The 13,298-nt window shown below is 71.8% G+C and carries 15 protein-coding genes; 5 read left to right on the forward strand and 10 right to left on the reverse strand.

The features are described from left to right. Positions 1-6: 6 nt before the first annotated feature. The 5 genes from ACFU9E_RS19985 to ACFU9E_RS20005 form a co-directional block, all read right to left on the reverse strand. Positions 7-540, reverse strand: a complete 534-nt coding sequence (locus ACFU9E_RS19985) for a DUF4188 domain-containing protein (protein WP_380682467.1) — start codon at positions 538-540, stop codon at positions 7-9. 228 nt (positions 541-768) lie between these two features. Beyond that, positions 769-2,256, reverse strand: a complete 1,488-nt coding sequence (locus tag ACFU9E_RS19990) for an FAD-dependent monooxygenase (RefSeq protein ID WP_380682468.1) — start codon at positions 2,254-2,256, stop codon at positions 769-771. A 313-nt stretch (positions 2,257-2,569) separates the two neighbouring features. Further along, positions 2,570-3,556 (reverse strand): aldo/keto reductase, encoded by a 987-nt coding sequence (locus tag ACFU9E_RS19995; protein WP_380682466.1) that lies wholly within the window; start codon positions 3,554-3,556, stop codon positions 2,570-2,572. Positions 3,557-3,647: 91 nt separating this feature from the next. Next, positions 3,648-4,484 carry an ABC transporter permease gene (locus ACFU9E_RS20000; protein WP_380682464.1) on the reverse strand — a complete coding sequence of 279 codons (837 nt, stop codon included), beginning with the start codon at positions 4,482-4,484 and terminating at the stop codon, positions 3,648-3,650. Then, positions 4,484-5,497 (reverse strand): ATP-binding cassette domain-containing protein, encoded by a 1,014-nt coding sequence (locus ACFU9E_RS20005; RefSeq protein ID WP_380682463.1) that lies wholly within the window; start codon positions 5,495-5,497, stop codon positions 4,484-4,486. The genes ACFU9E_RS20000 and ACFU9E_RS20005 overlap by 1 nt, the downstream gene beginning before the upstream one ends. A gap of 109 nt (positions 5,498-5,606) precedes the next feature. Between ACFU9E_RS20005 and ACFU9E_RS20010 the strand changes: the two genes are divergently transcribed. Together ACFU9E_RS20010 and ACFU9E_RS20015 are read left to right on the forward strand one after the other, a co-directional pair. After that, positions 5,607-6,353, forward strand: a complete 747-nt coding sequence (locus tag ACFU9E_RS20010) for a TetR/AcrR family transcriptional regulator (RefSeq protein ID WP_380682462.1) — start codon at positions 5,607-5,609, stop codon at positions 6,351-6,353. Between the two features lie 115 nt (positions 6,354-6,468). Next, positions 6,469-7,617, forward strand: coding sequence for a serine hydrolase domain-containing protein (locus tag ACFU9E_RS20015; protein ID WP_380682461.1), 1,149 nt, complete (start codon positions 6,469-6,471; stop codon positions 7,615-7,617). Between the two features lie 51 nt (positions 7,618-7,668). Here ACFU9E_RS20015 and ACFU9E_RS20020 read toward each other — a convergent pair whose 3' ends face one another. The 4 genes from ACFU9E_RS20020 to ACFU9E_RS20035 all read right to left on the reverse strand — a co-directional run bounded on the left by ACFU9E_RS20020 (position 7,669) and on the right by ACFU9E_RS20035 (position 10,423). Next, positions 7,669-8,091: a hypothetical protein gene (locus tag ACFU9E_RS20020; RefSeq protein ID WP_380682460.1), complete on the reverse strand. Its 423-nt coding sequence runs from the start codon at positions 8,089-8,091 to the stop codon at positions 7,669-7,671. Between the two features lie 192 nt (positions 8,092-8,283). Next, positions 8,284-8,997 carry a ricin-type beta-trefoil lectin domain protein gene (locus ACFU9E_RS20025; protein ID WP_380682459.1) on the reverse strand — a complete coding sequence of 238 codons (714 nt, stop codon included), beginning with the start codon at positions 8,995-8,997 and terminating at the stop codon, positions 8,284-8,286. Between the two features lie 66 nt (positions 8,998-9,063). Beyond that, a complete protein-coding gene (locus ACFU9E_RS20030; protein ID WP_380682458.1) occupies positions 9,064-9,873 on the reverse strand; it encodes an alpha/beta fold hydrolase in 810 nt (269 codons plus the stop codon). A gap of 103 nt (positions 9,874-9,976) precedes the next feature. Continuing rightward, positions 9,977-10,423 carry an ATP-binding protein gene (locus tag ACFU9E_RS20035; RefSeq protein ID WP_380682457.1) on the reverse strand — a complete coding sequence of 149 codons (447 nt, stop codon included), beginning with the start codon at positions 10,421-10,423 and terminating at the stop codon, positions 9,977-9,979. 168 nt (positions 10,424-10,591) lie between these two features. Between ACFU9E_RS20035 and ACFU9E_RS20040 the strand changes: the two genes are divergently transcribed. After that, on the forward strand, positions 10,592-11,452 hold the full coding sequence (locus tag ACFU9E_RS20040) for a helix-turn-helix domain-containing protein (protein ID WP_380682456.1): 861 nt from the start codon (positions 10,592-10,594) through the stop codon (positions 11,450-11,452). Further along, on the forward strand, positions 11,449-11,682 hold the full coding sequence (locus ACFU9E_RS20045; protein ID WP_380682455.1) for a DUF397 domain-containing protein: 234 nt from the start codon (positions 11,449-11,451) through the stop codon (positions 11,680-11,682). Before ACFU9E_RS20040 ends, ACFU9E_RS20045 begins: the two co-directional genes overlap by 4 nt. A gap of 97 nt (positions 11,683-11,779) precedes the next feature. Here the strand turns inward: ACFU9E_RS20045 and ACFU9E_RS20050 are convergent, their stop codons facing one another. Beyond that, positions 11,780-12,709, reverse strand: coding sequence for a GNAT family N-acetyltransferase (locus ACFU9E_RS20050; RefSeq protein WP_380682454.1), 930 nt, complete (start codon positions 12,707-12,709; stop codon positions 11,780-11,782). 139 nt (positions 12,710-12,848) lie between these two features. On the opposite strand from ACFU9E_RS20050, the gene ACFU9E_RS20055 reads away from it, so the two are divergent. Further along, the gene (locus tag ACFU9E_RS20055; protein ID WP_380682453.1) at positions 12,849-13,259 is read left to right on the forward strand and encodes an SSI family serine proteinase inhibitor; all 411 of its coding nucleotides are present in this window, start codon (positions 12,849-12,851) and stop codon (positions 13,257-13,259) included. Positions 13,260-13,298 lie beyond the last annotated feature (39 nt).

Consider the following 13,298-nt stretch of genomic DNA (forward strand, 5'->3'; position numbering starts at 1 on the left):
GGCCGGCTACTCGGCCGCCGCCGGCCCCGGCGCCCGCCCCTCCGCTTCCGAGCGGAAGGCGAACCGCTGCGCGGCGCTCCGCCCGCGGCGCTCCACCGGCAGCACCCCGGCCGCGCCCGCGAGCCCGAACGGCGGCATGTCGAAGTACACGCTCTCGTACGACCCCTCCGGTACGACGTACGTCTCGTGCCAGAGGCCGACCCGCCCGCGCAGCCGGCCCTCCTTGAGCTTCCTGTTGGCGATCTTCCACACCCGGTGGTGGAAGGCGTCCGGAGCGCTCGCGTACCGGTACAACTTCTCCTTGGACTCCCAGTACTGGACGACGTAGTAGGTGCGCGGCGAGGCGGTCAGCAGGACCTTGCCGCGCAGGCCGCGCTCCGGTTCCTTCGCCAGGTCGCGCAGCATCCGGAACATCGCCAGCATCACCGGCACCCACTGGTGGACGGCCCAGAACCGGTTGATCCGCATCCCGATGAGCAGGACGACGATGTCCCCGGTGGCGGCCGCGGTGGTGAAGCCCGGAGTCGGTTTCGCGAACACGTCTGCCCCCAGCCTGTCGGCGCTTCCGGCCCTCCCGCCACTTTGGCTACTCGCGGGTAGAGGCCGATGTGAGCGGTGATTACACCAGCGCGGACAGAACCGGTCAAGCTTTCGCGCAGGCGAAGTCACCTTCGCTCAAGACGTGTTGGCGAAGCCCCGGGAGTGCCGGTCGAGCAGCACCCCGACCCTCAGGTCGCGCAGCGGCCGGCGCCGCCCCAGTCATCGGCCTCAGGCCGACCCCTGCACCGATCCCTGGACCGGGGCGCCCCACCACCGGGTCAACGCGGCGTCCAACTCCTGCTGGTCGTCGCCGGTCCAGGCCACATGGCCGTCCGGCCGCAGCAGCAGCGCGGGCGCGTCCACCTCCGCGCCCTCACCGTCCACGTGGTCGACGTGGTCCGCCCAGCCGTCGAGGGAGAGCCGTCCGCCGGTGCGGTCGAGGAGCAACCCGCGGCCGCCGTGCATCAGTTGGTACAGCCTGCGGTCCCCCGAGAGCCGGACGTCCCGCAGCCGCCGGCCGACGAGTTCGACATCCCCGCCGCGCCCGACGCCGCTCGCGCCGCCGAGGTCGTAGCGCAGGTCGACGGCGGTGATCATCCCGGTCACGTAGCGGTTGACCTCCTCGATCTCCATCAGCCGCGTGAACAGCTCCCGCAACGCGGTCGGCCCCGACGCGCTGCCGAGCAGGGTCATCTGCGCGCGGGTGTTGCTCAGCACGCGGGCCCCGACCGGGTGACGTTCGGCGTGGTAGCTGTCCAGCAGCCCCTCCGGCGCCCAGCCGGTGACCTCGGCGGCGAGCTTCCAGCCGAGGTTGAACGCGTCCTGCACACCGAGGTTGAGGCCCTGCCCGCCGGTCGGCGGGTGGATGTGCGCGGCGTCGCCGGCCAGCAGCACCCGGCCGACCCGGTAGCGCTCGGCCTGCCGGGTGGCGTCGCCGAACCGGGAGAGCCAATGCGCCGTGTGGGCGCCGAAGTCGGTGCCCGCGACGGCGCGCAGCCGCCCCTTGAAGTCCTCCAGCGTCGGCGGCGTCGCCCGGTCCTCGGCGACGCCGGCCGCCGGTACGATCACCCGCGCGACCCCTGGCCGGCCGTCCACGTCGGGTGCCACGCCGAACCGCAGCTCGGTGCGGCGCACCCGCTCCACCACGGCGGCCACCTCCGCCGGCTCCGCGGACAGTTCCAGGTCGCCGATCAGCGTCTCGACCGTGGCGGGCTCGCCGGGGAAGCCCACGCCGAGCGCCTTGCGCACCGTGCTGCGCCCGCCGTCGCAGCCGACGACGTAGCGCGAGCGCAGCCGCGTGCCGTCCGCCAGTTCGACGCTCACGCCCTCCGCGTCCTGACTCAGGCCGGTGACCTCGTACCCGCGCCTGATCCCGGCCCCGAGTTCGAGGGCGCGCTCCTCCAGCAGCCGCTCGGTGACCGCCTGCGGGGTGGCCAGCCCGTACGGGTGGGCGGTGTCCAGACTGTCCGGCCAGGGCGCCATGACGCCACCGAACAGCCCGCCCACCCGGAACTTCTCGCTCACCGCGAGGAACCGCTCCAGCAGTCCGCGCTGATCCATGATCTCCACGCTGCGCGCGTGCAACCCGCGGCCGCGCGACTCCCCGCCCCGCTCCGCCCGCCGCTCCAGCACGACCACACCGACCCCGTGCAGCCGCAGCTCGCAGGCCAGCATCAGCCCGGTCGGCCCGCCACCGACCACGATCACATCCAGGATCCCATCCAGCACCGAAGGCCCCGTTCCGTCGTTCCCACGCATCCGCCGACCGGGGCAGAACGTCATGGACTCCGCAATTCCCACCGAATCCCGCCGTTCCGCCCCATCTCGGCCCAGGGCGACGATTCTGCGCCTCCCCCACCCCCTTGCCGCAAGGCCCCCCGTGCGCTATACGTTGAGAGTGGCGGTGAGTGGACACTCCTCCCGTCGTCGACCTCCCCCCTTCCGCATCCGGCACACGTGTGCCCGCTTCTCGTCTCGGCGAGAACCGGGAAGCGGGCACACGTGCGTCCGTCTCCCTCGTCCGCCGCTCCTACCAGGCGTAGTCCTCCGGCGCGGGCTTGTGGCCCGGGAAGAGGGTGTCGAGGCGGGCGAGGACCTCGTCGTCGAGCTTGATGTCCAGGGCGTGGACGGCGGCGTCGAGGTGGGCGGCGGTGCGCGGACCGACGATCGGCGCGGTGACGGCGGGACGCGAGAGCAGCCAGGCCAGGGCCAGGTCGGCGGGGTGCTCGCCGAGTTCGTCGGCGAGGTCCTCGTAGGCCTGGATACGGGACCGGTTGGCCTCCAGGATCTCGCCGGCGTGGGGCATCGCGCCCCGGACGAGACGGCCCTCGCGCTCCTTGCGCAGGGCGCCGCTGAGCACGCCGCTGCGCAGCGGGGACCACGGGAGCAGCCCGAGCCCGTAGTGCTCGACGGCGGGGACGACCTCCAGTTCGACGGCGCGGTCGAGCAGGTTGTAGAGGGACTGCTCGCTGACCAGGCCGAGGAAGTTGCGGCTGCGGGCGGCCTCCTGGGCCCGGGCGATGTGCCAGCCGGCGAAGTTGCTGGAGCCGACGTAGATGATCTTGCCCTGGGCGACCAGGACCTCCATCGCCTGCCAGATCTCCTCCCAGGGCGTGTCCCGGTCGATGTGGTGCATCTGGTAGAGGTCGATGTGGTCGGTGCCGAGACGGCGCAGACTGGCCTCGACGGCGCGGCGGATGGCGAGGGCGGAGAGCCGACCCTCGTTCGGCCAGTCCCCCATCGGGGCGTAGGCCTTGGTGGCGAGCACGGTGCGCTCGCGGCGGCCGTCGCCCTTGGCGAACCAGCGGCCGATGATCTCCTCCGTGTGACCCCTGTGGCCCCCGTTGACGGTGCGGCCGTAACTGTTGGAGGTGTCGAAGAAGTTGATGCCCAGCTCGTGGGCGCTGTCCATGATCAGGTGGGCGTCCGACTCCTCCGTGTGCGGGCCGAAGTTCATGGTGCCCAGGCAGAGTCGGGAGACGGTGAGGCCGGTGCGGCCGAGGTGGGTGAACTCCATGGGGCCACCCTGAGCCGCACCGGCCGTGCTGTCCAGCACATTTCGCCCCGTGGGGCGCGGGTCGCACTGGCCCCGGCGGTTTGCCTGCCCGTCAGCTCCCGCGGGTGCCGTGGGTGGCGAACTTCCGTACCGCGAGCGGACCGCAGAGCAGCAGCAGGAGCCCGCACCAGAGCAGGGTGGCCGGAGCCGCGTGCTGCATCGGCCAGGCGGCCGACGGGGCCGACGGGTTGCCGAACAGCTCACGCCCGGCCTGCACGACGGCGCTCATCGGGTTCCAGTCGGCGAGCGCGGCCAGCCAGCCGGGCATGCCGCCGGTGGGCACGAAGGCATTGGTGACCATCGCCAATGGGATGACGGCCACGGCCAGTTGTCCGGCCGCCTCCTCCTTGCCGACGGCCAGGCCGAGCAGCAGGCCGACCCAGGTCATGGTGAACCGGAAGACCAGCAGCAGGCCGAACGCCGCCGCGGCGTCGGCGAGTGAACCGCGGACCCGCCAGCCGACGGTCAGCCCGACCCCCGCCAGCAGCGCCAGCACCACCACGCTGACCAGCAGGTCGGCGAGGGTCTGGCCGAGCAGCAGGCCGGTGCGGGAGACCGGCATCGAGCGGAGCCGGTCGGTGACGCCGCGCCCGACGTCGCGGGCGGCGCCGACCATGGTGGGCATGATGCCGTTGACGGCCACCATGGCGAACAGGCCGGGCATCAGGAACTCCCGGTAGCCGCCGCCGGCACCGGCCCCGGAGGCACCGGACATGCCCGCCGCGTCGGGGACGGCAACCGCGCTGCCGAACACGTAGCCGAACACCACCACCATCACCACGGGGACGCCCAGCGAGGCGGCCAGCAGTCCGGGCGAGCGGCGGTAGGCGAGCAGGACCCGGAGCATCGAGGTCCAGGTGTCGCCGATCAGGCGCGCGGGTGCGGACATCAGGCGGCCCTCCCCGCGACATCGGCACCGTCCGGGACACCGTCCGTGCGCCCGGTGAGCGCGAGGAAGACGTCGTCCAGCGAGGGCGTCCGCAGCGCGGCGTCCCGCGCGACCACGCCCACCGCGTCCAACTCCCTGACCAGTCTGGGCAGCGGCACCTCCACCCCGGGCCGGGAGACCACCTCGACCGTCCGCTCCTGCTCGTCCACCACGACGTCGCCGGTCCCGGCGAGCGCCGCCAGCACCACAGCGGCCCGGCCGAGTTGCTCGGCGTCGGCGAGGGTGACCGAGACCCGGGTGCCGATGGACGCCTTCAGCCGCTGCGGCGGGCCGGTGGCGATCGCGGCGCCCTGGTCGACGACCACGACGGTGTCGGCCAGCCGGTCGGCCTCCTCCAGGTACTGGGTGGTGAGCAGCACCGTGGTGCCGGTGGCGGCCAACTCCCGCACCGTGTCCCAGATCTGCTGCCGGCTGCGCGGGTCCAGGCCGGTGGTGGGCTCGTCGAGGAAGAGCACCGGCGGCGCCGTCACCAGGCTGGCGACGAGGTCGAGGCGTCGGCGCATGCCGCCGGAGTAGGTGCGGACCGGGCGGTCGGCGGCCTCGGCGAGCCCGAAGCGGTCGAGGAGTTCCCCCGCGCGGGCCCGGGCTCCTGCGGCGCCGAGGCGGTGCAGCCGGCCGAACAGGTGCAGGTTGTCGCGCCCGGTGAGGCCCTCGTCGACGGCGGCGTGCTGGCCGGCCAGGCCGATGCTGCGGCGCACGGCGTCGGGGTCGCGCGCCACGTCGTGGCCGGCCACCCGGGCGGTGCCGCGGTCGGGGGCGACCAGGGTGGCGAGGACGCGCACGGCGGTGGTCTTGCCCGCGCCGTTGGGGCCGAGCAGGCCGCAAACGGTGCCGGCTGGGACGGTCAGGTCGAGCCCGCGCAGGGCCCGGGTCGCGCCGAAGCGTTTCTCCACGCCCGCCATCTCGATGGCGGCGACGGCGGCCGAACGGTTCTTCCGGACGGTGTCGGACATGGCTCTGCCCACTCCCCTCACTAGGTACAGCGTACGTAGAAGCACCTGCGAGCGCATCGTACTACGTACGCCGTACGTATCTAAGATGGGAAACCGAGGTGATCAACCAGTGCCGTCGAGCAAGCCCCCGAACAACAGCTCCACCCCCACCCCGCATCCCGGTGAGGCTCCGGAGCTGATCTGGCTGCGCCCCGAGCGCACCGGCCGCGGCCCCCGCCCGGCCCACAGCCGGACCTCGATCGCCGCCGCCGCCGTCACCATCGCCGACGCGGAGGGCCTCGACGCGGTCTCCATGCGCCGGGTCGCCGCGGCGCTCGGCGCGGGCACCATGTCGCTCTACAACTATGTGCCGAAGAAGGAGCACCTGCTCGACCTCATGCTCGACGCCGTCGCCGACGAGTACGACTACACCGCCCTCGCCCCGACCGGCGACTGCCGCACCGACCTGCGCCGCCTCGCCCACGAGCAGCTCGCCGTCCTGCGCCGCCACCCCTGGGCCCCCGCCCTGGTGATCGCCCGCCCCGGCCTCGGCCCCAACGCCCTGCGCTACACCGACCACTTCCTCGCCGTCACCGAGCCCAGCGGCCTGGACGGCGCCGCCCGCCTGGAGGCGCTCGCCCTGCTCAACGGCTTCATCTGCCAGTACGCGCAGTACGAGCGCACGGCGGCGGCCGGCGCCAAGTGGCAGGCGGAGCTGGCCGGTTACCTCGGCCGCGCCGCCGCGAGCGGCCAGTACCCGCACCTGGCCGCCGCGTTCGCCACCGCGGCGCCCCCGTCCGGGGGGCCCGACGCCGCCTTCGACCGCACGCTCGACCGCGTCATCACCGCCGCCCTGGCGCCACTGGCACCGTCCTGATCACCGGCTTCACGGGCTTCACGCCGTCAAAATCGTTTCCCCCGGACCCCGACCTCCCCCTACCGTGACCCGGTCGACGATCGCGCGCTCAGGAAATCAGGAGAAGGACACCGCCATGCAGACCGACCACCACGGCTGGGCCGACGAGGGCTTCGGCGCCGTCGCCGACACCTTCGCGCGCAACTTCTCAGACTTCCCCGAACTCGGCGCCGCCGTCACCGTCCACGCGGGCGGGCGCAAGGTGGTCGAGCTGTGGGGCGGCGTCGCGGACGAACGCACCGGCCGCCCCTGGCAGGCGGACACCGTCGTGCCGGTCTTCTCCTGCGCCAAGGCACTCGTCTCCCTCTCCGCCCACCTGCTCGCCCAGCAGGGCCGCCTCGACCTGGACGCGCCGATCGCCCGCTACTGGCCCGAGTTCGCGAGGAACGGCAAGCAGGCGATCACCACCCGTATGGTGCTGGCCCACCGCGCCGGCATCCCGGCCCTCGACGCGCCCCTCACCTTCGCCGAGGTCGCCGCCTGGACGCCGGTCATCCGCGCCATCGAGAACCAGAAGCCCCTCTGGGAACCGGACACCACCCACGAGTACCACGGCCACGTCTTCGGCTTCGCCATCGGCGAGGTGATCCGCCGCATCACCGGCCTCACCCCGGGGAAGTTCTTCCACCGCACCTTCGCCTCGCCCCTCGTCCTGGACGCCTGGCTCGGCCTGCCCGCCGCCGAACTCCCCCGCCTGGCCCGCCTCTCCGAGGCCGACGGCCGCCGCCCGATGCCCGGCCCCGAGCACCTGCTCACCCGCATCGTCACGATGAACGGCGCCCTCGTCTTCCCCGGCCTCGACGCCCCGCACGGCTGGAACGACCCTGACCTGCACGCCGTCGAACTCCCCGGCGCGGGCGCCGTCGCCTCCGCCACCGCCCTCTCCACCCTCCTCGCCGCCACCGTCACCGGCCTCGCCGACGCCCCGCCCCTGCTCACTCCGGCCACCCTCGCCGACGCCACCCGCGAACTCTCCTCCGGCCCCGGCTACCTGGGCTTCGACCTCGGCGCCCGCTGGTCCTCCGGCTTCCTCCTCCCCTCCCCCACCCTCCGCCCCATGCTTAGCCCCCACAGCTTCGGCAACGACGGCGCCGGCGGCCAGTTCACCTTCGCCGACCCCCACCACGGCATCACCTTCGCCTACACCGCCAACCGCATGATCGGCCACGCCGACCCCCGCGCCAACAACCTCATTGACGCCGTCCGCACCTCCCTCGCCGCCTGACCTGCCACCCGACTCGACATCAGATCTGCTGCACGGCCCCGAGGATCTGCATCATGATTCCCTCAGAAGCTCCTTCACCGGCGAAGGCTCCATGCTGAATCCCAGCTTCTCGATGCCTCCGCCGTACACACCGATCGACGCCCAGAACGTGCACGTTCCACCGCCGTCCTTGCGCACCGCCTCGACCCGGACACCCCGGCCGGCATCGGGCTCGAACTCCTTCTCCCAGGTTCCGTCCAATTCGATCAGCAGATCATCCGGCCTGTACCGACTTCCGCCACAGACACCGGCCGGAAGGGACGACCTGCCGATCTCGCCGCCTTTTCGGAGTTCCAGGAAATACGGCCCGCTGCGCCATGTTCCTTCCGGCTTGGTGCGATCCGCCGTGGCCAGGAGCCACCCAGCGACAGCCAGCACCCCCGTCCCGGCCAGGCCCGCGAGCACCACGCTCGACCACTTCATTCGAACAGCCACTTGCTCTCCCCTCCCCGAACTCGACCACACCCGCAGCCGCCCTGCTCAGTCCCCGCAGGATCTCGCCTTCCCCCAACTACCCGCCCCCCGGCACCCGACTCGGCGAACGCACAACGGCCGTGGGCCCTGGCCGAAGCCAGGGCCCGCGGCCCAGGGATGAAGTGCCTCAATCCCCCGTCCGTCACCGTCGAGTCAGGTCGTGCGCTCCGGCTGAAGGGTCCAGCGCTGGTTGTCCTGGAGTCCGGGGCAGTCCCAGATGCCCAGGCGCGTTCCCTGCTCGGTCGCCCATCCCGGCAGTTCGAGGCACTTGCCGCCAGGGCTGTCGCCATTGACGGTACCGGGGATGAACAGGCGGCCGTCAGGTCGCATGCTCCACTTCTGCCCGGCGGCGCCAGTGCAGAGGGAGAAGACGGCCCGCGTCCCGTTGTCCAGGGCGTTGTCACGGGTGGAGAGGCAGAAGCTGCCGCTGCGCACGGTACCGTCGCTCGCGAAGTTGAACCTCTGATTGGGGGTCTGCCAGCAGGAGAAGACGCCAAGTTCGGCGCCCTCACGCGCGCCGCCGAGGGCGTCGGCGCAGAGCCAGTCGACCTGGGCGGAATGTATGGAGACGCTGGCGTCCGCGTAGCCGGCGAAGGCCCAGGAGCCGAAGCCGTCTACCCGCCCGGTGGTGCCGGTGCTGCTGGAGCCGGGGAAGATGGCGAGGGCGTTGGTGATGTCGATGGTCCAGAGGTCGGCGTAGCCGTCGTTGTTGAGGTCGCCGGCGCCGATGAGCGGGTGGGTGTCGGCCTTGAGCGCGGCGCCGGTGCCCAGCAGCTTCTTCTTGCCGAGGCCGGGGATGAGGTAGCGGTTCGTACAGGCGGATCCGACGAGCCTCCGCCCGACTCCCGCCCATCTCCGTGCCCCCACCCGCAGGCCGAACGACGCGTCAGCATAGCGGGGCGCGCGGTGTGGGGTTCGCGCCCCCGGGTGGGGTCAGGTGAGGGCGTGGGGGAGGGTGGTGCGGACCCATTGCTCGGGTTCGGAGAGGTGCGGAGCGTGACCGGCCTGGGGGTAGACGTGGCGGTCGGGCTTGGGGAGGGAGAGGTCGATCAGGTCGAGGATTTCGCCGTACATCAGTTCGCTGTCGTCGCTCTGGGTGAGGAGGACACGTTCGGTGAAGCGGTTGAGGGCCGTGAGGTCGAGGTCGAGGGCGTCCGGGTCGCGCAGTTCGTCGAGGTAGGTGGGCGCGTTGCGGATGAAGGTGTGGCGGACCGGCGCGGGGAGTTGTTCCCACGCCCCCGGGCCGAGGGCGATGGTGTCAACGTAGCGCTCGGCGCCGGCCGCTGATTCGGCCTGTTCGAGGAGTTCGCGGACGGCCGAGATCCGTTCGGCGAAGGCGACGCCGAGGGGTCGCAGCTCCGGGTCGGCGAGCAGGGTACCGGTCGCGGGCGGTTCGTGGACGGCCAGGCCGCGCAGCAGGTCGGGCCGGGCGGCGGCGAGGCGGAGGGCGATCAGGCCGCCGTAGGAGTCGCCGCAGACATAGGCCGGCGCGAGGCCCAGGCCGACGATCAGACCGGCCAGGTCGGCGGCGTCCTCGTACACGGAACCCTGGGTGAGCAGGTCGTCGCTGCGGCTGTGCCCGCGCCGGTCGTAGGCGACGGCGGTGGTCTCCTCGGCGAGCCCCGGCAGCACACGCGCCCAGCTGTCGGCGTCCGTCCAGGACCCGTGCACCAGCACCAGCCCCGGCCCCGCGCCCCGGGTCTCGTAGTACAACGACACCCCGTTCACCCTGATCTCGGCCATCGCGAGCCTCCCGACCTCGGTCGTGCACCGACAACGCCCCACCCACCAGCCTGACACACCCCTGCCACACCGGTCGGATGAGCGGATGGAAGCATCGGGGCAGTTACGGAGGGCAGCGACCCGGCGGACTGGCGTCGGTGTCGAGCAGCACGCGGACCCACACCCGCTTGCCGGTTCCACGGCGGACGATGACACCGAAGTCGAGGGCGAGTTGGCGGACGAGTTCGATGCCGCGCCCGCCTTCGTTGAAGCGGCGCGGCCGGCGCTCCTGGAGCGGGAGGTCGTGCCGCGGGTCCCAGACTTCGAGCCGGCAGTCGCCGTCGAACTCCTGGAGGTAGAGCCGCACTTCGCCGTACCCCTGGCAAGCGTGGACGACGGCGTTGGTGACCAGCTCGGAGGCGATGAGGACGAGGTCGTCGACCCGTTCCCCGGCCCACCCCCAGGCGGTGAGCTGGTCGCGGATGCGGCGGCGGGCGACCCGCACCGAGGTGCCGTGCTCGGTGAGGGAGGTCTCCCAGGTGCGGAGGACGGGTCTGCGCAAGGCGGACATGGCAGGGCCCCTTCTGGAGCGTGTCCATTCGGTCACGTTGAGTGTGAATCCTTGTGAATCGAAAACACAAGAGAACGCCTTAGAAAATCGGTGGATCTTGAAACCGGCTTGAGTCCCGGCGCTACGTGCGGCAAGACTGGGCATCAACATCCGAAGGGAGGGCCCCACTTGACCACCGACCTCTCCACGATCCGGCAGATCAGACTCGGCGACGAACTGCGAGCCCTGCGGCTGGAGCAGAACAAGAAGCTCCTGGAGGTCACAAGCGGTCTGGATGGCTGGAGCGCCGCCCGTCTCAGCAAGATGGAGCGAGCCGACCAGCCCGTCGGCCCCAAGGACCTCGCGACGCTCCTCGACTACTACGGAGTCGTCGGCGCGGACCGGGAGTACTACGAGAACCTCCTCGGCAGCGGCCCGCCGAAGCAGTGGTGGCGGAACCTGGACTACGCGGAGGCGATCACGCCGGCCTTCGCGGAGTACCTGGCGCTCGAAGCCGAGGCCGCGTACATGTTGAACTACTTCCCGGCCGGGTTCCCGGGCCTGATCCAGACCGAGGGGTACGCCAAGGAGATGATCGCCGCCGGGCTCGACTCCCCGAACGAGGAGCGTGTCGAGGCCGGGGCCGAGGTCCGGATCCTTCGCCAGCGTCGGCTCACCGAGGCTCCGACCCTCGCGTTGGAGGCCTACTTCGGTGAAGTCGCGCTGCTGATCGCGGGCGATCGGGCGGTCATGGTGGAACAGCTCCGCCACGCCGTCGAGGTCGCTCAACTGCCCAACGTCACGCTCCGCATGGTGCCGCTGAGCGCAGGACGACCAGGCGTTCTCTCCTCGGGCCTCACCCTCCTCCGATTCCCGGGCGACCCCGAAAACGGCTTCGTATTCATCGAAGCCGTCGGCGGTATGCTCCCGCGTAGGACGGGACGCGACGTACGCCGGGCCGAACGCGCCATCGGCCGTGTCAAGCAGAACTCGTTGTCCCCCGAGGACACCATCACCGCCCTTGAACGCAAGTTGGAAGAGCTGACGTGAGCCAGACGCACGACCCCTACGACCACAACCCTGCTGACGCCGACTGGTCCAAGTCCCCTTTCTCCGGTGACGGCAACGGCGACTGCGTGATCATCGCCCGCTTCCCCAACGGCGACGTCTGGCTCGGTGACGACAAGGACCCCGGCCGGCCCCACCTCGCGTTCGACCACGCCGAGTGGGCCGCGTTCGTCAAGGCGATCGAGAGCCGCTCCCCCAACTTCACCGCCTGATCCGCCTGATCCACCTGATCCGCCAGAGCGCCAGAGCGCCAGAGCGCCGGAGTGGGAAGTCGGACCCGCCGACTTCCCACTCCCCCACCGGCTCGCCCTACTCGCCGCCGAGCGCCTTGCCGTAGACCGCCGAGCCGCGACGCACCGTCATGCCCACACGCTGGTACAACGACAGCGCGCCAGTCTCCGAGTGCGTCCACAGCGTGCACGTCCGGCGGCCCCGGCGGTAGAAGGCCCGGAACGACGTCTGCAACAGCAAACGGGCGATCCCCTGGTTCCGGTGGTCCTTCCGGACGGCGACCCGCTCGACGTAACCCTCGCCGGTGTCCGGGACGTTCAGCGACAGCACCGCACCGACCATCTCGTCACCGGCGAACGCCACCGCCGAGAGCTCCGACTCGAACGTGTCGAGCTCGACGGTGTGCCGGGCCCACTCCTCGTAGGACTTCCGCCGCTTCTGCCACTCGTCGAACGCGTCCTCGGTGAGCCGGTACGCGGCCCGTTCGTCGCCGGGCCGGAAGGGCCGCACGGTGATCCCCGGCGGCGGGCCGGGCAGCACGGGTTCGGCGGACATCTCGATCTCCAGCAGCCACTGGGTGACGAACGGCTCGTACCCCCGCGACCGCAGCAGCTCCACCGCCGCCCGGTCGCCGTCCGCGAGCGTCTGGCTGAGCCGTTCACCGCCCATCTGCCGTGCCCGCGCCTCGGCCCAGTCGAGCAGGGCGCTGCCCAGCCCCCTCCCCCGGTGGTCGGGGTGGACGTCGACCGCGCTGCGTCGGCCGCAGTGCACCCAGGCCCGGCCGACGAGGCGTTCGGCCGTGTCGTACACCAGCAGCGTGTCGACGGCCGGGTCGAGGCCGGGCAGGGTGAGGTCCGCGGCTATGCGGTCGGATTCGGTGTCGGGGCGGCCCAGGAGTTCGCGCTCGCGGGCGGCGACCAACTGGTAGATCGCGTCGGCGTCGGCGACGGTCGCCGCGCGCAGCTCGTAGGAATCCGGGAACGACGAGGAGAAGGACAGATCAGCCATGACGTGACTCTGCGCCAACCGAACTCGCCCTGTCGACCGACTTACCCTCCTCGGAGCGCGGAAAGTCGGCCCCGCCGACTTCCCACTCCGGCACTCCGGCCGGCCGTGACCTGCTCACCGGCCGGTCGTTGCGCCGGACGTGAAGACGACCCGAGCCCTCGCCCTCCTCGCGACCGCCCTGTTCACCACCGCTCTTGCGGGCACCGCCAACGCCGTCGCCCCCATCGCCCCGGCCACCGAGGCGAGTCTGCGGCTCACGGTGGCGCACGGCGCGACGCCCGGCGCCGGCATGCCGCACGTCGTCACCCTCGACTGCCCGCCGGACGGCGCCACCACCCACCCCGACCCGATCACCGCCTGCCGGCTGCTCGACTCCGTCAACGGCGACCTCGAACAACTGAACGTCAACCCCGGCGTCTGCAACGACCTCTACGACCCGTACACCGCGACCGCCACCGGCGTGTACCGGGGGCGGCAGCTCTCCTTCCAGCACACCTACGGCAACCACTGCGTCCTGCAACGCACCGCCGGCGCGTTCTTCGACTTCTGACCCGACCCCGCCGACGGCCGGGGACGGCGATCTGGGATG

This window comes from Kitasatospora sp. NPDC057595, assembly GCF_042800875.1.
In the GTDB taxonomy this organism is placed as follows: domain Bacteria; phylum Actinomycetota; class Actinomycetes; order Streptomycetales; family Streptomycetaceae; genus Kitasatospora.